This window comes from Methylocystis sp. NC52PC (genome assembly GCF_055698645.1).
In genome coordinates this window covers 3,191,792-3,212,302 of sequence record NZ_CP170127.1, presented here as the reverse complement: position 1 = coordinate 3,212,302, position 20,511 = coordinate 3,191,792, and the positions used below count along the sequence as shown (strand labels likewise).

The following is a 20,511-nucleotide window of genomic DNA, read 5'->3' as shown; positions in this document are numbered from 1 at the left end:
CGCCGCGCCTGTTTGCGCGTCCATTCCGGCCCGCGCTGGCTTCGATCTGGGAACGGGGGGAGCGAAGTTCAAGGGGGCGATGACAAGGACCCGCTCCCAACCAGCCGCTTTGGCCAAACGACAAGGAAGAACAATATGGTGCGCATATTCATCCTCTTGCTGTGTCTGGCTCTCGCGCCGGCGGCGGTCCGCGCCGAGATCCTCGGCATGCAGGTCCCGCGCATGGTGAGCGAAGAGGAGATGAAAGCCTCGCTCCGCGCGGTGGAGCTCGTCGACGAAAGAGGCGCCCCGCTCGATCTGTCGGCTTTGATGGCCAGCGGCAAGCCGACGCTCGTCTCGCTCTGGGCCCATTGGTGCCCGAATTGCCTTGCTGAAATTCAGGGCTACAAGGCCATCGCCAAGGCCTGTCCGCAGCGCTGGAACGTCGTCTTCGTCTCGGCGCGCGCCAGCGATTATCCAAGGGACCTCGCCAAGTTCCGGAGCTACGGCCTCCCGTGGAAATTCTACCGGGTGGGCGACGCGGCGCGGAGCGATCCGACCAAGGCCCGCGCCGCGCGCGCCTTTTACGGCGAGACGACTCAGGGCGGGGTCGTGACGCCGATGCATTATCTGGTCAATAGTCGCGGCGCCGTCGAGGCGATCGTCGCCGGCAGGATGGACTTTGCCGATCCCGAGCGGCTGGCCGCCTTCTGCAGACGCTGAGGCGCGCCCCGCCAGTTCGGCCCATGGATTAAAATGCACTATCCTAGCGCGAAGAATCGGGCTCGAGCGCCACGGAGACAACATGCGCGAACTGGTCGCGACGCCAGACAATCCGATCCCCGAGGGCGCCGTCGTCCATCACCTGCGCACACCCGACGGCCGGCGCCTGCGCGCGGCGAGCTTCCCCTGCCCCGTGAAGCCGCGCGGGACGGTCGCGGTCTTTCAGGGCCACAATGAATTCATCGAGAAATATTTCGAGACCATCGAGGCGCTGCGCCAGCGCGGCTTCGACGTCGTCGCGCTGGACTGGCGCGGACAGGCGGGCTCGGAGCGCGAACTCGACGATCCGCGCAAGGGCCATATCGACGATTTTTCGCAATATCAGCGCGACCTCGACGTGTTTTGCGCCGAGGTTTTGAGTCCGCGGCCGCAGCCCTGGTTTGCGCTCGCCCACTCCATGGGCGCGGCGATCATGCTCGACATGGCGCATGCGACCCGGCCGCCCTTCGAGCGTCTCGCGCTCACCGCGCCAATGATCGACCTGCACAATCTTCGCTTCCCCCGCGGTGCGCGCTGGCTCGCCGACACGCTCGACATGTTGGGCCTCGGCGGCTGGTTTATTCCCTTTGGAAAAGGCCGCTCCTTTTATGAGGGACCCTTCGAGGGCAATAAGCTCACGACCGATCCCATCCGTTTCGCCCGCACCGCCCGCATCGTCGAGGCCGCGCCTCGGCTCGTCATCGGCGATCCCACGATCGGCTGGGTCAACGCCGCCTTTCGAATGATGAAGCGGTTCGAGGCGCCCGAATATGCACGCCACATTCGCGCGCCGATATTGAGCTTCGCGGTTGGACGCGAAGAAGTCGTCTCCAACCGGGCGATCGAGCGCTTCGCGCAAAATCTGAATAATTACGCGCTGATCAACGTCCCCGGCGCAAAGCACGAACTGCTGATGGAGCGCGACGAATACCGCGCGCAATTCTGGCGCGCTTTCGACGCGTTCATTCCGGGGAGCGGGGTTTGACGCGGGGTCGAATCTGACGCCGTGAGCTCCCCGCGCCCCGCCCCCTAACCGGCCAGCAACCTCACCGCCGCTTCATGGAGCGCCCGGTCTCCCGCCGCGATGATGGCCCCGCCCTTCGCCGCGTCGCCGCCGTCCCATGTGGTGACGACGCCGCCGGCGCCTTCGACGATCGGGATCAAGGCGACGATGTCATAAGCGTTCAGCCCCGACTCGATCACGAGATCGACATGGCCGGCGGCGAGCGCGCAATAGGCGTAGCAGTCGCCGCCATAGCGCGACAGACGCACTTTCTCTTCGACGCGAAGGAACTTGTCGCGTAATTCGGGCTCGATCAGCAGCGGCGACGTCGTCATCAACGTCGCCTGCCCCAGCGTCGGACAGGGCCGCACGACGAGCTTGCGGCGTTCCTCGCCGCCCTTGCCGAGACGCGACGGCCCGCGCCAGAAGGCGGCCTCGCCGTCGCCGTGGAAACGCTCGCGGGTGAAGGGCTGATTCATCATCCCGTAACAGGGTCGGCCCCGGTGCGAGAGGCCGATCAGCGTGCCCCAGGTCGGGAAGCCGGAGATGAAGCTTTTCGTGCCGTCGATCGGGTCGAGCACCCAGACATATTCCGCAGCCTCGTCACGCGAGGCGAATTCCTCGCCGATGACGCCGTGGCTCGGAAAGGTGCGCTGGATCAGTCGGCGCATGGCGAGCTCGGCGGCGCGGTCGGCCTCCGTCACCGGATCGAAGGCGCCGCCATGCGCCTTATCGTCGGCGGCGATGGCGGTGCGGAAAAAGGGCATGATGGCCTCGCCCGAGACTTCCGCCAGCTCCTCGACGAATTTTTCGAAATCGACGACGGTCATTCCTGCTCCAGCGCCGGAAAGCCGCTGATTATTCGGCGGCCATCCGGCGCGGGCCGCCAAAGATTTTGTCACAGTCCTGCGCGAGGCCCGCGACGACCCCGGCGAGATCGGCGGCGATGGCCGCAAAGCGCGGACCCCTCTCCAATGTCGCCTCGTCCATGTAAAGGCCGCGTGAAACCTCGATCTGAATCGCGTGCCACCCCGCAGCCGGACGGCCGAAATGCTCGGTGATGAATCCGCCCGCATAGGGGCGGTTGCGCTGGACATGATGGCCGCGCGCGCGCAGCCGCTCCTCGACCCCCTCGACCAGTCCCGGCGCGGCGCTCGCCCCGTAGCGGTCGCCGATGACGAAATCGAGACGGCGCTTGTCGCCCCGGGCGGCGAGCGACGGCTCGCGCGCGCTGCTCGAGGGCATGGAATGGCAATCGACCAGAACGGCCACGCCGAAGCGCTCCTGCGCCCGCTCCATCAGCCCGCGCAGCGACGCGTGATAAGGCTTGTAGAGCGATTCGATCCGGCGCAGCGCCTCGTCGACCGACAGGCGGCGCGCGTATATTTCCCGCGCATCCGCCACGACGCGCGGAATGGTTCCCAGTCCCGCGGCGACGCGAAGCGAGCGCACATTGGCGAAGGGCGGCAGCTCGCCCTCGAAAAGCTTGGGATCGAGCTCGTAAGGCTCGCGATTGAGGTCGAGATAGGCGCGCGGGAAATGGGCGCGCAGCAAGGGCGCGCCGACCGCGGTCGCCGCTGCGAACAGCTCGTCGACATAGGCGTCCTCGGAGCGACGCAGCGCCGCGGCGTCAAGGCGCGCGGCGGCGAGAAACGCCGCAGGATAGACCCGGCCCGAATGCGGCGAGGAAAAAACCAGCGGCGAGGCGAGTTCGCGGGGCTCGAGCACCTCGAAGGGGGAGGCGAATTCGCTCTCGAGCGGGGCCTCGGGTTCCTGCATGCGTCGTGAATCAGACCCGGTCATTCGATCGTCCCGACTTGCGTTCCAGAGCCTGGGAGCCCGATCCCGCCCCTTTGCAAGCTTTGCGCATTATCCGTTATGTAATGGCCTAAGTTAACTTGGTGCGACCCAAGTTTCACCTGATATTTACGAAGCTGCGGCTCTATGGGCAAAAAGACGCGAGGATGGCGATGAACGATCGGATGACGGCGAAGATTCTGCTGGCGGAAGACGACAACGACATGCGTCGTTTCCTGGTGAAGGCGCTTCAGCAGGCCGGCTTTTCCGTCACGTCCTTCGACAACGGCCTCTCGGCCTATGATCAGCTGCGCGTCGAGCCTTTCGAGCTGTTGCTGACAGACATTGTCATGCCCGAGATGGACGGAATCGAATTGGCGCGCCGCGCCACCGAGCTCGACCCCGACATCAAGGTCATGTTCATCACCGGATTCGCCGCCGTCGCGCTCAATCCCGACAATCAGGCGCCGCGTCAGGCCAAAATCCTCTCCAAGCCGTTCCATTTGCGCGACCTCGTGAGCGAGGTTCAGCGCATGCTCGCCGCCTGAGGGCGCCCGCCCCCGCCGCGGCCTTGCCGAACGGGGCGCATTGCGCTAAGAGCGCAGCCAAATCGCTAATTCAACCAGCCGCCCCGCGCTGAAAAAGGCGTCACGGGGTCGCGCTCGTTCAAAGATCGCAGGAAGGACGCGTGCAATGAAAAAGGATATCCATCCCGACTATCACACGATCAAGGTCGTGATGACCGACGGCTCCGAGTATCTGACGCGCTCGACCTGGGGCAAGGAAGGGGACACGATGAACCTCGACATCGACCCCAAGACCCATCCGGCGTGGACCGGCGGCTCGACGCAGCTCCTCGACCGCGGCGGCCGTCTGTCGCGCTTCAACTCCCGTTTCGGCGGTCTGAGCTTCGGCAAGAAGTAAGCAGCCGCGCAGCTTTCAAGAAATGCAAAAACGCCGAAGCGCCTGTCGCTTCGGCGTTTGCTTTGTTGGGAGGCTCGTGACGCGGCCTCGTTCTGCGAGACGCGGCGCGACGCGCCGAGAGCGTCGCCGCCTCGAAAGGAGGCAAAGCCCGGTCATGAGCGGGGGTCTCTACTGCGTGAAGGCGTCCCGGAGCCTGGCCAATTGCTCCTGCACGGGGCTGGCCGTGGGCGCCGATTGCGCCGTCGCCGCCTCGGGTCCGGCGTAGATCAGCTGGTCGAGATGAATAATGCGCGCCTGAAGCCGCAGCGAGTGCAGCGCGAGCTCGCGCAGGCGCTGCGGAAGGCGCTGGAACATGTCCGGCGCGGAGGCCAATTCCTGGTGCTGGAGCTTGACCCGATGGCGGTCGCTGGCCGCCTGCGTCCGCGTCAGCTCGCCCTGATTGACGGCGCGCTGAAGCAGCAGCCAGGAGGCGACTTGCATCAACCTCGTGGTGAGACGCATGCTTTCCGCCGCATAGGCCAGAGCCTCGGTGCGCGGCAGAGCCTTGGCCTCGTCGCGGCCGTCGCCGTCGAGATAGGCGGCGGCCTCTTCGACGAGCCCCATGCCCTCCTTGAACATTGCGCCGAAAGCTTCCGAACCCGCAAGCTTTTCGACAAAGGAAACGGGCTGGCTCTGCTCGCCCCGATTATCACTCACACGACCCATGCCACGCTCACGCTTGCTGCGGGGCTCAAAAGCCCGCGGACTCGATACAAGGGGAACATTAGCGCACCCGACCCCGGCGCGCCTCATTAGCCGACTTTTAACCTTAACTGCACAACGCTGGATTTGAACACAAAAAAAGAGCCGCAAATGCGGCTCTGAAGGCGTGACAGGGAGGCATCAAGGACGAGTGGAAGAGAAAAGGCCACTCGGGGCCCACGCTTTGGGCAACGTCAAGCTAGGCGCGAGTTGGTTAAAATACTGTTAAGAAGTCCATGCGGCGGCGTTTCGATGCGCCGTCTTTTAGGCCCTCGCCTGCAAAGCGGCGACCGCGCCGCTCGCGGGCGACTTCTCGGCGCGGGGAAGCTGGGACACGCCGATGCAAAGGCCGACGAGGAAGGCCGTCCGGGCCAGCTGCCCTGGATTGATGCGGCAGAATTTCGGGCGAGGCCGCGCCGGACGCACGGTTTGCGCGGTTTCGCGCGTGCGGGCGGGATTGAAAGGCGCGGCGGGCCTGACCGCCGCCGCACGATAACCAAGCTCGATATGCGCCATGGAAGGCTCTCCGAAACCATTATTGTTAAGGTTTGGGGTAAATGCTTAATTTTCTGTTAATCACGCTAACCCCGCGCCGCTGCTTGACGCGCCGCCGGTCGGGATGCATTTGAACCCTCCCCCTTCTCCCCGAGGCCTTTCCGAGATGATTCGTTCCGCGTTGATGAATGTCATGACCGCCGCCGCCATAAAGGCGGGCCGCGGCCTGAAGCGTGATTTCGGCGAGGTCGAAAATCTGCAGGTTTCGGTCAAAGGCCCGGGCGATTTCGTCACCGCCGCCGATAAGCGCGCCGAAAAGACCCTCTTCGAGGAGTTGTCCAAGGCGCGGCCGGGCTATGGCTTTCGGCTCGAGGAAAGCGGCGTCGTCGAGGGTTCGGACAAGAGCCATACTTGGCACATCGACCCGCTCGACGGCACCTCGAACTTCCTGCACGGCGTGCCGGTGTTCGCGGTTTCCATCGCGGTGGAGCGCGAGGGCCAGCTGGTCGCCGGCCTCGTCTACAATCCCGCGAGCGACGAGATGTTCGTCGCGGAAAAGGGCCAGGGCGCCTATTTCAACAATCGCCGGATGCGCGTCGCCGCGCGTCGCTCCCTCGCCGAGTCGATGGTGGCCTGTGGCATCCCGCCGCTGGCGCGGCTCCGAGATCACGAATCCTTCAAGCGCGAGCTCGCCGCTGGAATGGCCAAGATCGGCAATATCCGCCGCATGGGCGCGGCCGCCATGGACCTCGCCATGGTCGCCTGCGGGCGCTTCGACGGCTATTGGGAACGCGGCATCAATAGTTGGGACGTGGCGGCCGGCGTCGTGCTGGTGCGCGAGGCCGGCGGCTTTGTCTCCGACCTCACGGGGGGCGGCGACATACTGGCCAAGGGCGAAATCTGCGCCGGCAATGAGACGATCCACCGCCTGCTTCTCGACGTGATGAAGAAGGCGTGAAGCCGTGACCGACGCCGTGACGACCGCCTCCGAAACCGCGCCCCCCGGGGCGGCGGCCGAGCCCCTGCTGCGCCGGCGCGACGACGCCGACTGGCCGGCATTGCTGGACCTCTGGGTCGCCGCTTGGCGCGCCACCTATCCCGACATCGACTTCGAGGCGCGGCGCGGCTGGCTGACCCGGCAGATCGCCAAGCTGGAAGCGGAGGGCGCGGTCACGCTCTGCCTTTTCCCGGATGAAGCGACCGCGCTGGCGGGTTTTGTCGTGATCCATCCGCAAACGGGCTGGCTCGATCAGATATGCGTCTCGCCCGCCTGCAAAGGCGCCGGCTATGGCGACAGGCTGATGGCGGCGGCGCGCGCGGCTTCCCCCGGCGTCGTGCGGCTCGACGTCAACGCCGACAATTCTCGAGCCATTCGCTTCTACGAGCGCGGCGGATTCATGCAAATCGGCCGGGGCGCCAACACGCTGTCCGGCCGCGCAACGATCATGATGGAGTGGCGTCAGCGATAACTTCCAAGTTGGCGCTTTCTTTCTTTGCGGAAAACCCCATATTGGCGGAATCGGGTTTCGGCCGGAACGTTCTTGCTCTCTCGTCTCAAGACGTCGGCGCCTGACATTCTTCCAAAATTCGATGAGAAGACGCCGCACCCTGCGGCCGTCCGTTCATGTCTCGAAAGGACACGCCAATGCAGACTGGCGCCGTGAAATGGTTCAATGCACAAAAAGGCTTCGGTTTTATTCAGCCTGACGCCGGCGGAAACGACGTTTTCGTCCACATCAGCGCCGTCGAGCGCGCGGGCCTGCGCGATCTGGCCGAGGGCCAGAAGGTCAGCTACGAGATCGTTGTCGACAAGCGCAGCGGCCGTTCGTCGGCCGACAATCTCCAGATCAAGAACTGATCGAAGAAAGGGGGCCGCCGGCCCTCTCTGACGGATTGACGCCCCTCGTGCTTCGAGACGCCTGCTCCGCAGGCGCCTCAGCATGAGGGGCTTCTTTTTGAGGCGCCTCGCCGCGGGTCGAAGACGCGGCCGCCTGGGGAAACCGGACCGCGCCGACCCTTTTACGACCCCTCGCCCGCCTGCCTCGCCTCTTCGCCCACATGGGCGATGCGAATCATATTGGTCGCGCCCGGCGAGCCGAAGGGCATGCCCGCGACGATGATGATGCGGTCGCCATCCTCGCCGAAGCCTTCGCTCTTGGAATATTCGCAGGCGCGCTTCACCATGTCCTCAATGTCGACGGCGTCGCGCGTCTCCAGCGCGTGAACGCCCCAGACGAGCGCGAGGCGGCGCGCCGTGTCGCGCTTCGGGGTCAAAGCCAGAATGGGGGACTGGGGACGCTCGCGCGCGATGCGCAGCGCCGTCGAGCCCGATGACGTCCAGGCGCAAATCGCCTTGCAGTGCAGCGTCTGCGCGACGTCTCGCGCCGCGACCGCGATGGCGTCGGCGGAGGTCGGATCCGGAAGCTCGCCGCGCTGGGCGTTGATGATCGATCGGAAGAAGGCGTCGGTCTCGACCTCCTCCGCGATCCGGCTCATCGTCGCGACCGCGTCCTGCGGATATTGGCCAGCGGCGCTCTCCGCAGAGAGCATCACGGCGTCCGCGCCCTCGAAGACGGCGGTTGCGACGTCGGACACTTCGGCGCGCGTCGGCAGCGGCGAGAGAATCATCGATTCGAGCATCTGCGTCGCGATCACGACCGGTTTGCCGAGACGGCGCGCCGACCGGTTGATCCGCTTCTGCAGGCCCGGCACGCGTTCGAGCGGCACTTCGACGCCGAGATCGCCGCGGGCGACCATCAACGCGTCCGAGACCTCGATCACCTCTTCCAGTCGGTGGATGGCCTGCGGCTTTTCGATCTTCGCCATCACTAGGGCGCGGCCCTTGGTGATCTGCTTGACCTCGATCACGTCCTCCGGGCGCTGCACGAAGGAGATCGCGACCCAGTCGACGCCCTCCTTGAGGGCCGCTTCGAGATCGGCGCGGTCCTTGGTGGTCATGGAGGTGATGGGGATCTCGGTGTCGGGCAGGCTCACGCCCTTGCGGTTCGACAGGCGGCCCGCCACGTCGACGACTGCATGAGCGCGCTCGGGCGTCGTCTCGACGACATGCAGACGTACGCGGCCGTCGTCGATCAGAATCGTGTCGCCGACTTTGAGCGCCGCCAGAATTTCAGGATGCGGCAGCCGCACGCGGGTGACGTCGCCGGGCTTGGGATCGGAATCGAAGACGAAGACGTCCCCCTTGCGCAGATGCACCGAGCCTTCCTCGAAGGCGCCGATGCGCAGCTTCGGGCCCTGGAGATCGACCAGAATGCCGATGGCGCGCGACATCTCGGTTTCGATCTCGCGGATCGTACGGACATAAGCCGCGAGCCCCGCGTGATCAGTGTGGCTCATGTTGATGCGGAACACGTCGGCGCCCGCGCGCACGAGCCCGGCGATGATCGCCTTGTCGACTGTCGCCGGTCCCAGCGTGGCGATAATCTTGACGCGCCTGAGCCTTCTCATTTCCGTTCCCAAATCCTTATGCCTGGAGCCGCTATAGCACGGCGTCCGTGTCACTGCGCCGACGCATTGGGGTCCGTGAGCTGCACCGTCCAGCTTTTGGCGTCGCGCCCTGTGTCGATCTCGAAGAATCCGGTCCTGTCGTAGCCGCGCGCGAAGCAGTCGTCGCGTCCGTCGATGCGAAACTCCCGGTCGCGCGTGCACATGAAAGCCTTGCCTTTCCACTCGCCGCCGCGCTCGTCCATCGCATAGACATAGTAAAATTGCGCGGCGAGCGGTCCGCGCAGCAACGTCTCGCAGGCGGTCGGCCGCAGGTTCCACCACCCTTCCGAAAGCCAGCTTTTCCCATCCGTATAGGCGATGGCGACGCTCACGCGCGTGCTCGTGTTGTTGCACAGGCGGAAATCGGCGCGCGCCGGCGCCGTCAGGGCCAGCCCCGTCAGAACGGCGGGAAGGAGAAGGCGTCGAATCATTGGCAGGAGCGAAACCGAAAGGACCATCGGCGGCGGCCTAGAAGCGCCGCCGCTTTGCGGAAGGCAAACCACGTGAGGCCGTGTTTGTCCACCCCGACCGCGCAAAAGTCCAGGTCGACAGCGCTGCGCCGTTGAACCGCTTGGCCTTTGGCTCCAGTTTAGAGAGAGTCAGGCGCAGGGGAGGCTCACATATGGCCAGGCGGATCGCGATTATCCAGGGACACCCGGACCAGAGGCCCGAGCGCTTCTGCCGGGCGCTCGCCGAGGCCTATGCGAGCGGCGCTGCGCAAGGCGGTCACGAGACGCGCCTCATCGACGTCGCTGCGCTGGATTTCCCCCTGATCCGCACCCAGGCCGAGTTCGAGAGCGGCGCGCCGCCCCGCGCCATCGCGTCGGCGCAGGAGACGCTGCGCTGGGCCGATCATTGGGTGATCGTCTATCCGCTGTGGCTCGGCGACGCGCCGGCCCTGTTCAAAGCCTTCGTCGAGCAGACATTCCGGCCGGGTTTCGCGCTGCGCTACCGAGAGGGGCGCCTGCCCGAAGGCCTTCTGAAGGGAAAAACCGCGCGGGTCATCGTGACGATGGGCATGCCGGCGCTCGTCTACCGCTTCTTCTTCTTCGCGCACGGCCTGCGCAATCTCAAACGCAACGTCCTCAATTACGCCGGCGTCTCGCCCGTGCGCGACACGCTGATCGGATCGATCAAGGACATGGACCGCGCGACGGGCGAACAATGGCTTCGGCGCGTGGAAGCGTTGGGGCGCATGGCGCGCTGACGCCTCCCCTATTCGCGCAGCAGCGCCGCCGCGCGCGGCGCGAAATAGGTCAGAACCCCCGCGGCGCCGGCGCGCTTGAAGGCGAGCAAGCTCTCCATCATCGCCCGCTCCTCGTCGAGCCAGCCGTTGCGCGCCGCGGCCATGATCATCGCATATTCGCCCGAGACCTGATAGGCGAAGGTCGGCGCATGGAAAGTCTCGGCGACGCGATGAATGATGTCGAGATAGGGCATGCCGGGCTTCACCATCACCATGTCGGCGCCCTGCTCCAGATCGAGCGCGACTTCGCGAAGCGCCTCGTCGGTATTGGCCGGGTCCATCTGATAGGCGCGCTTGTCGCCGCGCAGCGTCTTGTTGGTGCCGATGGCGTCGCGGAACGGCCCGTAGAACGCCGAAGCGTATTTCGCCGCATAGCTCATGATCTGCACGTTCTGGAAGCCCGCCGCGTCGAGCGCCGCGCGAATGGCGCCGACGCGCCCGTCCATCATGTCGGAGGGCGCGATGATGTCGGAGCCTGCGCGCGCCTGCGTGACCGCCTGCTGGGCCAAGACCGCAACCGTCTCGTCATTGACGATTTCGTCGCCCCGCAAAATCCCGTCATGGCCGTGGCTCGTGTAAGGATCGAGCGCGACGTCGGTGATGACGCCAATCTCGGGCGCCGCCGCCTTGATGGCGCGGCAGGCGCGGCAGACGAGATTTTCCGGATCCAGCGCAACGCTCGCCGTCTCGTCCCGCAATGTCGGATCGGTGTTGGGAAAGAGCGCCACGGCCGGGACGCCGAGCGCCGCCGCTTCAACGATCGATTGAACCGCAAGATCAATCGACAGGCGGAAAACCCCGGGCATGGAGCCAACAGGATCTCGCCGCCCGTCTCCCTCCGTCAAAAACACCGGCCAGATCAAATCCGAAACGTCGAGCGTGTTTTCGCGCACGAGACGGCGGGACCAGTCGCTCTTGCGATTGCGGCGCGGACGCTGGATAAGCGTGAGCCGCGTCGGTGAAGTCTCCCTGTCCGTCATGGTCGCCTCCTTTTGAAAGGACGCTTATCACGCGCCCTTCCGGCTTTCGACTCCTGGAAGCGGCGCCGTTATACATATGGCGCGTTCGTTCCGCTCGCGGAAGGAAAGAAAAGATGGTCGCCGCGGGCCTGTGCTCTCCACTCACCACGATCGCCGCAGCTTTGCTCGCCACGGCTTGTAGCATCGGGCTCGCCGGGCCGGTCCTTGCGCAGCAGGATGCGGCGCCGGCGACGCGCGCAGCCCCGGCGCAAACCACGCCCAAGCCGACGACGGCGAAAGCAGCGAAGCCCGCGCAGCCGGCGCCGCCAAAGCCACAAAAGTTGGAAAGCGGCCCCATGCCGAAAGCGCCCGCGGCGAAGAATGCGCCGGGATCGCCTTCATTGCCCGCGCTCCCGGCGCCGCCGCCCGCGAGGCTCCAGCCGTTGCCGCCCATCGACACGTCGACGCCGCCGCCGCTGTTGCCGCGCGCGTCTCGGGAGCGCATGCGCGCCTGTGCGGAAGAATGGGATCAGATGAAGCGCCGCGGGACCGCCGGTCTACCGACCTGGCGCGAATTCGCAACGCAATGCCTCACGCGCCAGAGCCGCGGCGAAGAGGAACAGGCCCAGTAGCAGAGCCCTCTCGAACAATTTCGCCCGAGGCGCGCCACGTAAGCGCTTCCCCGGGCGGTGAGGTCTTGACGCCGGGCGCATTCACGACGCACGACCCTTCGATCACGCGTGGCGAAGACGCCTCCCTTCAGGCGCCCTCGTTCGTCGGGGTGGCTGGCGGCGCCACCTTTACTTTCCGCGGCGAACGCTTCTTGGCGGTGGCCTTTTTCGTCGTCGCCTTCTTGGTCGCGCGCTTTTTCGTCGCCGCCTTCTTCACCGTGCCACGCTTCTTCGTCGCCGTCTTCTTCACGACGCGCTTCTTCGTCGCAGCCTTGCGGACGCTCTTCTTGGCGGTCGCCTTCTTCGTCGCGCGCTTCTTGGTCGCCGCCTTCTTGGTCGCGGTTTTACGCGCGCCCTTCTTCGCCGCCGCCTTCTTGGCCGGCTTACGCTTTGTAGTAGCTCTCGCCATAATAAGTCCCCTTGATCCGAATTGCCGGAACTATGGTCGACCGACAATACGCTCAACTAGCGTAACGTGGTTAATCACTGGTTCAAGTGGCGCCGCGCGCAGTTGAGCGTTTCAACGCGCGTCTCATCCTCTCGCGGCAGGCGTCGACAAAGAAGAAAAGCGCCGCATTCACCTGTCGAAGTCTTGCGCGAGTCGCTTCTCGACGAACTGCCGCGCACTGGAATGGAACGCACGCGCTGAGCGGCCGTCACGCGCTCGCGACGGTCGACGCACAGACGCCGACGCGTCGCGCAGCACGGGCGCATGCATTTTCAAATTCTTGTTTTTCTTGAACATGCTCGCATTTGCCGAATGACTGCCCGATCGTCCGCGACAGGGCGCGACGCAATGACCGCCTGCATCGTCGCGCGTCGATCGCATCATTGCCTGCATCGCCGCGGACGGTGGCGCATGCGCTTTCGCGGTTCGAACGAGCATGGCGCAGCGACGCGTCTGTCGCCGGCGCGACACGTCGAAAAAAAATTGTGCGCGACGCTCGAAAAAAGCAAAAAAATGTCGGCCGGGACGATGCGCGTGACAAAAAATCGCGCATGTCCGGGCCGACTCGATTCGTCGGAAAGCGATGAAGGGCGTCGCTCAGACGCCCAATTTGCTCTTCAGCAGCTCGTTCACGGCCTGCGGATTCGCCTTGCCGCCGGTCTGCTTCATCACCTGTCCGACGAACCAGCCGAGCATGGTGGGCTTCGCCTTCGCCTGCTCCGCCTTGTCCGGATTGGCGGCGATGACGGCGTCGACTGCGGCTTCGATCGCGCCCGTGTCCGTGACCTGCTTCATGCCGCGGCGCTCGACAATCTCCTTGGGATCGCCGCCTTCGGTCCAGACGATCTCGAACAGATCCTTGGCGATCTTGCCCGAGATGACGTTCTCGGAGATGAGGTCGATGATGGCGCCGAGCGCCTGCGCCGAGACCGGCGAGCGCGTCACGTCCAACCCTTCCTTGTTCAAGCGGCCGAAGAGTTCGTTGATCACCCAATTCGCCGCAAGCTTCGCGTCGCGTCCTTTCGCGGTCTCTTCGAAGAAATCGGCGCTGGCGCGCTCCATCACCAGCACGCCCGCGTCATAGGGCGGCAAGCCATATTCGGCGATGAATCGTGCGCGCTTGGCGTCAGGCAACTCTGGCAGCCCGGCTTTCAGCGCGTCCACATAGGGCTGGTCGAACTCGAGCGGCAGCAGGTCCGGATCTGGGAAGTAGCGATAGTCGTGCGCCTCCTCCTTCGAGCGCATCGAGCGCGTTTCGCCCTTGCCTGGATCGAAGAGCCGCGTCTCCTGATCGATCTTGCCGCCGTCTTCGAGGATGCCGATCTGACGGCGCGCCTCGACCTCGATGGCCTGGCCGATGAAGCGGATCGAGTTCACATTCTTGATCTCGCAGCGCGTGCCGAGCGGTTCGCCCGGGCGGCGCACGGACACATTGACGTCCGCGCGCAGCGAGCCCTGCTCCATATTGCCGTCGCAGGAGCCGATGTAGCGCAGCAACGCGCGCAGCTTCGTGACATAGGCGCGCGCTTCCTCGGCCGAGCGCATGTCGGGCTTGGAGACGATCTCCATGAGCGCGACGCCGCTGCGATTGAGGTCGACGTGACTCTCGCCGGGAGAGAGATCGTGCAACGATTTGCCGGCGTCCTGCTCGAGGTGCAGACGCTCGACGCCGACCGTGATGCGCTCGGTAGGCGAGACGTCGACGATCACCGCGCCCTCGCCCACGATCGGGTGTTTAAACTGGGAAATCTGATAGCCCTGCGGCAGATCGGGATAGAAATAGTTCTTGCGGTCGAAGATGGAGCGCAGATTGATCTTGGCCTCGAGCCCCAGGCCCGTGCGGATCGCCTGCTTGACGCATTCTTCGTTGATGACGGGCAGCATGCCCGGCATCGCCGCGTCGACGAGCGAGACATGATTATTTGGCGCGCCGCCATACTCGGCCGAAGCGCCGGAGAAGAGCTTGGCGTTGCTCGTGACCTGCGCATGGATTTCCATGCCGATGACGACTTCCCAGTCGCCGGTCGCGCCTTTTATGAGTTTGGAGGGAGCCGCCTGTGTCGCCATATTTTCCTCGCTAAACCTACGCCTTCCATATAGACCACGGCGCGCGCCAGCGGAACGGGCGACGTGAAAGAGGAGCGGCCACAAAAATGGTCCGAAACGACGCCCCAGAGAAGGACGACGGCGCGAAGAGCCGCAACAATGGGATCCTTGCCCGCATACGCGCGGCGCCAAGTTACGTTGGCGTCCCCGTCGGCGTCAGCTTCATCCTCGGGGGCACCCTCCTCGCGCCCCTACCCTTTTTCGGCGTCTGGATGGTTCCGCTCGGCCTCGCGATCCTCGCGCCGCACTCGCCCGGCGCGCATCGCCTCACGCAGCGCCTGTATTGGCAGAAGCTACGATTCCTGCGTTGGGCGATCCGCCGCGGTTTCGTGCGCGTCAGACGGGTCGAGCGCAAGAAGGACGAAACGGTAGGGTGATTGCGAAATCTCGATCGCAAGCGGCGCCTTAGAAAGGATCAAGCCGAGCGTATCGAGCGTCGTGAACCGCCTCGCCTTTGCGATCCGCGGCGGGTTCTCGATCGACAGGCTCAGTCGCCCTTCGGCGCCCGATCCCCCATCAGACGCTCTTCGTACTGGATCGACCATTCGATGATGGTCGTCCAGAGATTCATCGCGACTTCCACCGACAGGCCCTCGCGCCGCGCGGCGCCGAGCACGCGCGCCAGCACTTCGTCGACACGCTCCGGCACGCGCGCTGGAATGCCGAGGGACGGCTTTACCTTTGCAGCCCGCTCGATCTGTCGCTGTCGCTTCGCAAGCAACGCGACGAGTTCGTCGTCGAGTTCGTCGATGACGCGGCGAACGTCGGACATTTCGTCCTGCATCGACTTGAGATCGGGTTCGACTGCGGCCTTGTTCATCTTCAGGCCTCGCGCCACCAGGGTTGCGGGAAGTCGATTTTCGGCGCCGCCTGCTCCAGCGCCGCGGCGAGCGAGAACAGCGTCTCCTCGTCGAAGGGGCGCCCAATGAGCTGCAGCCCGAGCGGCAGACCATTGGCGGCGAGGCCGCCGGGCACGGCGACGCCCGGCAGGCCCGCCATATTCACCGTCACCGTAAAGACGTCGTTCAAATACATCTCAACCGGATCGGTCGAGCCCTGCTCGCCCTGCGCGAAGGCGGTCGAGGGCGTCGCGGGCGTCAGCACCGCGTCGACGCCGGCGGCGAAGGCCTCATCGAAATCGCGCTTGATGAGGCTGCGCACCTTCTGCGCGCGCACGTAATAGGCGTCGTAATAGCCCGCCGACAGCACATAGGTGCCGATCATGATGCGACGACGCACTTCGGCGCCGAAGCCCTTGGCGCGGGTCTTCTCATACATGTCGACGATGTCGCGGCCCTGCTCGCGCATGCCGTAGCGCACGCCGTCATAGCGCGCGAGATTGGACGAGGCCTCCGCCGGCGCGATGATGTAATAGGTCGGCAGCGCATACTTCGTATGCGGCAGGGAAATGTCCACGATCTCCGCGCCCGCGTCCTTCAGCCAGGCGACGCCCTGTTCCCACAGCGCGGCGATCTCGGCCGACATGCCGTCGAGGCGGTATTCCTTCGGCACGCCGATGCGGCGCCCCTTCACCGAGGCGCCGACCGCGGCCTCGTAATCCGGCACCGACGCGTCGACGCTCGTCGTATCCTTGGGATCGTGGCCGGCCATGGAGCGCAGCATGATGGCGGCGTCGCGCACCGTGCGCGCGATCGGACCCGCCTGATCGAGCGACGAGGCGAAAGCGACGATGCCCCAGCGCGAACAGCGCCCATAGGTCGGCTTGACGCCGACCGTGCCGGTAAACGCCGCCGGCTGGCGTATGGAGCCGCCCGTATCGGTCGCCGTGGCGCCAAGACAAAGATGCGCGGCGACCGCCGCCGAAGAGCCGCCCGACGAACCGCCGGGAACGATCTTCGCATTCGGATCGCCCTTGCGGCGCCATGGCGAAACGACGGGGCCAAAGGCGCTCGTCTCGTTCGAAGAGCCCATGGCGAACTCGTCGAGATTGAGCTTGCCAAGCGTCACCGCGCCGTCGCGCAGCAGATTGCCGGAGACAGTCGATTCATAGGTCGGCGTGAAATCGTCGAGGATGCGGCTCGCCGCCGTCGTGCGCACGCCTTTGGAGCAATAAAGGTCCTTGACGCCGAGCGGCAATCCTTCGAGCGGGCCGGCTTCGCCGCGCGCGAGCTTCGCGTCGCTCGCCTCCGCCTGCTTCAACGCCAGTTCCGGCGTCTCGGTGATGAAGCAATTGAGGGCGCGCGCCCGCTCGATCGCGGCGAGATGCGCCTTGGTCAACTCGACCGCCGAGATTTTTTTCGACGTCAGCGCGTCGCGCGCGTCGGCGAGGGAGAGATGCGTCAGATCGGACATCGAGTCTCTTTATATAACGGAAGCGGGAGGCTGTGCGGCGTCGCGGGCGCCTTACTCGACCACCTTGGGAACGACGAAATAATGATCCTCGCGGGCCGGCGCATTGGCGAGGATGTCATCGGCGATGCCGCCGTCGCTCACGACGTCGACGCGCTTCTTCATCTGCATCGGGAGAACGGAGGCGATGGGCTCGACGCCCTCGACATTCACTTCGCCGAGCGTCTCCACGAAAGACAGAATGGCGTTGAGTTCGCCGCGCAGCCGCTCGACCTCATTCTCCTCGACGGCGATGCGCGCGAGATGGGCGATGCGGCGTACCACCGCTGAATCGACAGACATGGGAGAGCTCCGCCGGATGAAACTGTTACGGCGCTATAGCAGCCGGAGACGGCGGCGCGCAATGCGGGCGCGGCCGCTGTAACGTTTCGGCGGCGTTTCGGCCGCGCCCCTCCGCCCGGCTGGACGCGCTCAGCGCGCCCGGCAACCGTAGAAGCGCAGCTCCCAACGCGAGCAGGCGACGCCGCCCGGGACATTGTGCCAGCGCACGCAAACCCGGCGGCTTCCGTCGCAGACGAGCCGCGAAGGCGGGACAATAACGCGGCTGGCGATTTGTTCCACGCCGCCCTGGCTGGTCTCGCCGAGCGGCGCAATCGGCGCCGCGATAACCGCCTCGGCTCCGCCGATAAAGGAGACCGCGACAAGGAAAAACGCGCGTCCACGCCTGCAAATCGCTTTCATAACCAGCCCCTCCGATTGGCCGACAAATGCTAAGCTTACGGCTTGCGGCGTCAAGGGTGCGCTCGCGCATTCCGTCGGAGGCTGATATGCGAGGCGCAAGATGACGCTTGACACCCCACTGGATAAGCTTGCGGCCGAGCTCCCGCCGCGCGGCCGTCTCATGGGCCTCGACCTCGGGACGAAGACCATTGGCCTCGCATTGTCCGATGTCGAGCGCCGGCTCGCTTCGCCGCTCGACACCATTCGACGCGTGAAGTTTTCGCAGGACGCTGAAGCGCTGCTGAAACGCGCAGCGGAATTCGAGGTTCAGGCGCTCGTCTTCGGCCTGCCGCTCAACATGGACGGCACGGAAGGCCCCCGCGCCCAGGCGACGCGCGCCTTCATGCGCAATCTGCGCAAACTGACGCCCCTGCCCTTCGCCTTCTGGGACGAGCGCCTCTCGACGGCGGCGGTGACCCGCGAGCTCATCGCCCAGGACGCCTCCCGCGCCAGACGCGCCGAGGTCGTGGACCGCATGGCCGCGGCCTACATTCTGCAGGGCGCGCTGGATCGATTGCGCCGCCTCAAGCCGTGAACGCTTGCTCCCGTCATGACGCTGACGCGCGTGTTTGCGCTCTTTGAAGCTTGACTTCCTTAACCTGTGCTTTAAGAGAAATACATCTTACGGTTGCGTTCAAGCTGCGGAAGACCCAGATTGACGGAGACACGCCTCATGGCCCGACCAGCCGCCACGCCGTCGCAGGCGCGCAAAGCCAAACCACCCGTCCCCGCGCGTCGCGCCGAGGAGGACGCCGCGGCCATGGCGAGCTACATTGCCGATATGTCGTCGGAGCTCTCCCAACTGGCGGCGGGGGCGGACCTCGAGATGGTCGCCTATTTTCTCAATCTGGCGCGCGTCGAGGCCGAAATCCGCGCCCGTGAGATGGGCGGCCCGGTTATTCGCCGCGAGACGTAGGGCCCGCGCCCGCGGCGTAGAGGAGCGAGACGGCGTTCGGCCCGTGCCGCTCGAGACGGCCATCGAGATCAAGCTCCATCAAGGCCCCGTGCACGTCGCGGGCGGGAAGACCGGCCATCCGGATCAGTTCGTCTACAGGAACGGGCGCGGGGCCAAGCAACTCCAGAAGAATCTCCCGGGCGTTTTCCGCTGGTGGGGGCCGGGACGGCCGTTCGGCCGCTTCAGAGTCGGCCGAGACGAAGCCGGACTCCTCCGGCCCGCTCTCCTCGAACGCGAAAATGCCCTGAGCGGGGAAGAGGTCCAATTCGTCGAACAAGGGTTCGACGTCTTCGCCGATCGTCGCTTCGTCGGATAGCGCCCCCGGCGTCACGGGACCGCCGGCGGCCAGCGAGTCGAGCACATCTTCGGGCCTGGCGCAGAGCGTCGCCCCCTGGCGGAGAAGATCGTTCGTCCCTTCCGCGCGCGGATCGAGCGGCGACCCGGGCACGGCGAACACCTCCCGCCCCTGCTCATTGGCGAATCGCGCCGTGATCAGCGAGCCGGATCGGCGCGCCGCCTCGACGACCACAGTCGCGCGGCTCAGGCCTGAGATGATGCGGTTGCGTCGCGGAAAATCGCGCCCGCGCGGCTCCCATTCGAGCGGCATTTCGGAGACGAGCAGCCCCTGCGCGGCAATTTCGGCGACGAGCCGCTCATGCTCGGCGGGATAGGGCCGCGCCTGTCCGCCGGCCAGCACGGCAATCGTTCCCGTCTCCAGACTGGCGCGATGAACGGCGGCGTCGACGCCGCGCGCCAGGCCGGAGACGACCACATAGTCCGCGCGCCCGAGGCTGCGCGCCAACCGCTCCGCGAAGGCGAGCCCCGCCGCCGAGGCGTTGCGCGAGCCGACGAGCGCGACCGCGTCGCGCTGCGCCAGGGCCGCGCCGCCGCGCAGCGAAAGCACCGGCGGCGCATCGTGAATCTGTCGCAACAGCGGCGGGTAGCCGGGATCGCCCGTCGTGACGAAGCGCACGCCCATGGCGGTCGCTGCGTCGATCTCGCGTAGGACCTCGTCGCGCTCGGCGATGCGGATCGTGCGGCCGCGCAGCGTCTTCCTGGCGAGTTCGGGCAAAGCTTCGAGCGCCGCGCGGGCGCCGCCAAAGCGGTTGATCAGCTCCCGAAAAGTGCGCGGGCCAATGTTTTCGCTGCGGATCAGGCGGAGCCAGTCGACGAGCTGCTCGTCGCTCAGGGAGGCGCCCGATCCTGCGTTCATGCCTTCTGCCCTATCCGGCTCTCTGTCCCGGCGCGCAGCCGTGCGATGTTTTCCGCGTGCTTGCGCCACAGCAAAGCGGCCATGGCCCCGACGACGAAGGCCTCGCCGCCCCGCCCAACCGTAAAGAGCACGAGCGGCGCGGCGGCGCTGGCGACGAGCGCAGAAAGCGACGAATAGCGGGTCGCCGCCGCGACGGCGAGCCAGACGCCGCAGAAGGCGAGCCCTGCCGGCCAATAGAGGCCGAAGAGACAACCGAGGAAGGTGGCGACGCCCTTTCCGCCCTTGAACTTCAGCCAGACCGGCGCGACATGTCCGACGAAGGCCGCAAAGCCGGCGATCACGGCCCCTTCGGGCGAGAGCTGCGCGCCGATCAGCACGGCGGCCGTTCCCTTGAGCGCATCGAGCAGCAGAGTCGCGGCGGCGAGATCCTTGCGGCCGGTGCGCAACACATTGGTCGCGCCGATGTTGCCGGAGCCGATGGCGCGGAGATCCGTCGTGCCGGCGCCGCGGGTGAGCAGCAGGCCGAAGGGAATCGAGCCGAGAAGATAGCCAATGGCGAGCGCGAGGACGTCGGGCAGGAAGGAGATCATGACGGAAACGCTTAGCTCTGCTCTT

Annotated in this window: 27 protein-coding genes; 12 read left to right on the top strand and 15 right to left on the bottom strand. The window is 65.7% G+C overall.

Annotated elements, in window-relative coordinates:
- Positions 1-135: 135 nt before the first annotated feature.
- Positions 136-702, top strand: coding sequence for a TlpA family protein disulfide reductase (locus tag ACETII_RS17660; RefSeq protein WP_472786383.1), 567 nt, complete (start codon positions 136-138; stop codon positions 700-702).
- Positions 703-784: 82 nt separating this feature from the next.
- Positions 785-1,726, top strand: a complete 942-nt coding sequence (locus ACETII_RS17655; protein ID WP_472786382.1) for an alpha/beta fold hydrolase — start codon at positions 785-787, stop codon at positions 1,724-1,726.
- A gap of 44 nt (positions 1,727-1,770) precedes the next feature.
- Here ACETII_RS17655 and hisN read toward each other — a convergent pair whose 3' ends face one another.
- Complete coding sequence (gene hisN / locus ACETII_RS17650) at positions 1,771-2,574, bottom strand: histidinol-phosphatase (protein WP_363348129.1); 804 nt, start codon at positions 2,572-2,574, stop codon at positions 1,771-1,773.
- 28 nt (positions 2,575-2,602) lie between these two features.
- Positions 2,603-3,547: an N-formylglutamate amidohydrolase gene (locus ACETII_RS17645; RefSeq protein ID WP_472786381.1), complete on the bottom strand. Its 945-nt coding sequence runs from the start codon at positions 3,545-3,547 to the stop codon at positions 2,603-2,605.
- A 179-nt stretch (positions 3,548-3,726) separates the two neighbouring features.
- On the opposite strand from ACETII_RS17645, the gene cpdR reads away from it, so the two are divergent.
- Together cpdR and rpmE are read left to right on the top strand one after the other, a co-directional pair.
- A complete protein-coding gene (gene cpdR / locus ACETII_RS17640) occupies positions 3,727-4,089 on the top strand; it encodes a cell cycle two-component system response regulator CpdR (protein ID WP_341108785.1) in 363 nt (120 codons plus the stop codon).
- 145 nt (positions 4,090-4,234) lie between these two features.
- Entirely contained in the window at positions 4,235-4,465 is a 231-nt protein-coding gene (rpmE, locus tag ACETII_RS17635; RefSeq protein ID WP_363348127.1) for a 50S ribosomal protein L31, read from the top strand.
- Positions 4,466-4,633: 168 nt separating this feature from the next.
- Here rpmE and rcdA read toward each other — a convergent pair whose 3' ends face one another.
- Together rcdA and ACETII_RS17625 are read right to left on the bottom strand one after the other, a co-directional pair.
- Positions 4,634-5,170: a protease adaptor protein RcdA gene (gene rcdA / locus ACETII_RS17630; RefSeq protein ID WP_363348125.1), complete on the bottom strand. Its 537-nt coding sequence runs from the start codon at positions 5,168-5,170 to the stop codon at positions 4,634-4,636.
- A gap of 300 nt (positions 5,171-5,470) precedes the next feature.
- Positions 5,471-5,722 carry a hypothetical protein gene (locus tag ACETII_RS17625; RefSeq protein ID WP_472786380.1) on the bottom strand — a complete coding sequence of 84 codons (252 nt, stop codon included), beginning with the start codon at positions 5,720-5,722 and terminating at the stop codon, positions 5,471-5,473.
- Positions 5,723-5,867: 145 nt separating this feature from the next.
- Here ACETII_RS17625 and ACETII_RS17620 point away from each other — a divergent pair, with 145 nt between their 5' ends.
- The 3 genes from ACETII_RS17620 (at position 5,868) to ACETII_RS17610 (ending at position 7,559) form a co-directional block, all read left to right on the top strand.
- Positions 5,868-6,659 carry an inositol monophosphatase family protein gene (locus ACETII_RS17620; RefSeq protein ID WP_472786379.1) on the top strand — a complete coding sequence of 264 codons (792 nt, stop codon included), beginning with the start codon at positions 5,868-5,870 and terminating at the stop codon, positions 6,657-6,659.
- A 4-nt stretch (positions 6,660-6,663) separates the two neighbouring features.
- Complete coding sequence (locus ACETII_RS17615; RefSeq protein ID WP_472786378.1) at positions 6,664-7,170, top strand: GNAT family N-acetyltransferase; 507 nt, start codon at positions 6,664-6,666, stop codon at positions 7,168-7,170.
- 176 nt (positions 7,171-7,346) lie between these two features.
- Positions 7,347-7,559 carry a cold-shock protein gene (locus tag ACETII_RS17610; protein ID WP_363348118.1) on the top strand — a complete coding sequence of 71 codons (213 nt, stop codon included), beginning with the start codon at positions 7,347-7,349 and terminating at the stop codon, positions 7,557-7,559.
- Positions 7,560-7,720: 161 nt separating this feature from the next.
- Here ACETII_RS17610 and pyk read toward each other — a convergent pair whose 3' ends face one another.
- Together pyk and ACETII_RS17600 are read right to left on the bottom strand one after the other, a co-directional pair.
- Positions 7,721-9,169: a pyruvate kinase gene (gene pyk / locus ACETII_RS17605; RefSeq protein WP_363348116.1), complete on the bottom strand. Its 1,449-nt coding sequence runs from the start codon at positions 9,167-9,169 to the stop codon at positions 7,721-7,723.
- Between the two features lie 50 nt (positions 9,170-9,219).
- Complete coding sequence (locus tag ACETII_RS17600; RefSeq protein WP_363348114.1) at positions 9,220-9,639, bottom strand: DUF1036 domain-containing protein; 420 nt, start codon at positions 9,637-9,639, stop codon at positions 9,220-9,222.
- A 191-nt stretch (positions 9,640-9,830) separates the two neighbouring features.
- On the opposite strand from ACETII_RS17600, the gene ACETII_RS17595 reads away from it, so the two are divergent.
- Positions 9,831-10,415: an NAD(P)H-dependent oxidoreductase gene (locus tag ACETII_RS17595; protein WP_472786377.1), complete on the top strand. Its 585-nt coding sequence runs from the start codon at positions 9,831-9,833 to the stop codon at positions 10,413-10,415.
- A gap of 8 nt (positions 10,416-10,423) precedes the next feature.
- Here the strand turns inward: ACETII_RS17595 and hemB are convergent, their stop codons facing one another.
- A complete protein-coding gene (gene hemB / locus ACETII_RS17590; RefSeq protein ID WP_363348110.1) occupies positions 10,424-11,434 on the bottom strand; it encodes a porphobilinogen synthase in 1,011 nt (336 codons plus the stop codon).
- A 113-nt stretch (positions 11,435-11,547) separates the two neighbouring features.
- Between hemB and ACETII_RS17585 the strand changes: the two genes are divergently transcribed.
- Positions 11,548-12,045 carry a hypothetical protein gene (locus tag ACETII_RS17585; RefSeq protein WP_472786376.1) on the top strand — a complete coding sequence of 166 codons (498 nt, stop codon included), beginning with the start codon at positions 11,548-11,550 and terminating at the stop codon, positions 12,043-12,045.
- 127 nt (positions 12,046-12,172) lie between these two features.
- Here the strand turns inward: ACETII_RS17585 and ACETII_RS17580 are convergent, their stop codons facing one another.
- Positions 12,173-12,493 carry a hypothetical protein gene (locus ACETII_RS17580; protein WP_363348107.1) on the bottom strand — a complete coding sequence of 107 codons (321 nt, stop codon included), beginning with the start codon at positions 12,491-12,493 and terminating at the stop codon, positions 12,173-12,175.
- 636 nt (positions 12,494-13,129) lie between these two features.
- Positions 13,130-14,599: an Asp-tRNA(Asn)/Glu-tRNA(Gln) amidotransferase subunit GatB gene (gene gatB / locus ACETII_RS17575; RefSeq protein ID WP_472786375.1), complete on the bottom strand. Its 1,470-nt coding sequence runs from the start codon at positions 14,597-14,599 to the stop codon at positions 13,130-13,132.
- Between the two features lie 86 nt (positions 14,600-14,685).
- On the opposite strand from gatB, the gene ACETII_RS17570 reads away from it, so the two are divergent.
- Positions 14,686-15,015: a PGPGW domain-containing protein gene (locus ACETII_RS17570; RefSeq protein WP_363348102.1), complete on the top strand. Its 330-nt coding sequence runs from the start codon at positions 14,686-14,688 to the stop codon at positions 15,013-15,015.
- 110 nt (positions 15,016-15,125) lie between these two features.
- Here ACETII_RS17570 and ACETII_RS17565 read toward each other — a convergent pair whose 3' ends face one another.
- The 4 genes from ACETII_RS17565 to ACETII_RS17550 all read right to left on the bottom strand — a co-directional run bounded on the left by ACETII_RS17565 (position 15,126) and on the right by ACETII_RS17550 (position 17,689).
- Positions 15,126-15,458: a chorismate mutase gene (locus tag ACETII_RS17565; RefSeq protein WP_363348100.1), complete on the bottom strand. Its 333-nt coding sequence runs from the start codon at positions 15,456-15,458 to the stop codon at positions 15,126-15,128.
- Between the two features lie 2 nt (positions 15,459-15,460).
- Entirely contained in the window at positions 15,461-16,951 is a 1,491-nt protein-coding gene (gene gatA, locus ACETII_RS17560; RefSeq protein ID WP_472786374.1) for an Asp-tRNA(Asn)/Glu-tRNA(Gln) amidotransferase subunit GatA, read from the bottom strand.
- 51 nt (positions 16,952-17,002) lie between these two features.
- Entirely contained in the window at positions 17,003-17,290 is a 288-nt protein-coding gene (gene gatC, locus ACETII_RS17555; RefSeq protein WP_472786373.1) for an Asp-tRNA(Asn)/Glu-tRNA(Gln) amidotransferase subunit GatC, read from the bottom strand.
- A gap of 129 nt (positions 17,291-17,419) precedes the next feature.
- Positions 17,420-17,689 carry a hypothetical protein gene (locus tag ACETII_RS17550; protein WP_472786372.1) on the bottom strand — a complete coding sequence of 90 codons (270 nt, stop codon included), beginning with the start codon at positions 17,687-17,689 and terminating at the stop codon, positions 17,420-17,422.
- Between the two features lie 100 nt (positions 17,690-17,789).
- Between ACETII_RS17550 and ruvX the strand changes: the two genes are divergently transcribed.
- Both ruvX and ACETII_RS17540 read left to right on the top strand, forming a co-directional pair.
- Positions 17,790-18,263 (top strand): Holliday junction resolvase RuvX, encoded by a 474-nt coding sequence (gene ruvX, locus ACETII_RS17545; protein WP_363348093.1) that lies wholly within the window; start codon positions 17,790-17,792, stop codon positions 18,261-18,263.
- Positions 18,264-18,401: 138 nt separating this feature from the next.
- Entirely contained in the window at positions 18,402-18,644 is a 243-nt protein-coding gene (locus ACETII_RS17540) for a hypothetical protein (protein WP_472786371.1), read from the top strand.
- Here ACETII_RS17540 and dprA read toward each other — a convergent pair.
- A complete protein-coding gene (gene dprA, locus ACETII_RS17535; protein WP_472786370.1) occupies positions 18,625-19,896 on the bottom strand; it encodes a DNA-processing protein DprA in 1,272 nt (423 codons plus the stop codon). The two genes, ACETII_RS17540 and dprA, sit on opposite strands and share 20 nt — an antisense overlap.
- Complete coding sequence (gene plsY / locus ACETII_RS17530; protein WP_472786369.1) at positions 19,893-20,486, bottom strand: glycerol-3-phosphate 1-O-acyltransferase PlsY; 594 nt, start codon at positions 20,484-20,486, stop codon at positions 19,893-19,895. Before plsY ends, dprA begins: the two co-directional genes overlap by 4 nt.
- Between the last annotated feature and the right edge of the window lie 25 nt (positions 20,487-20,511).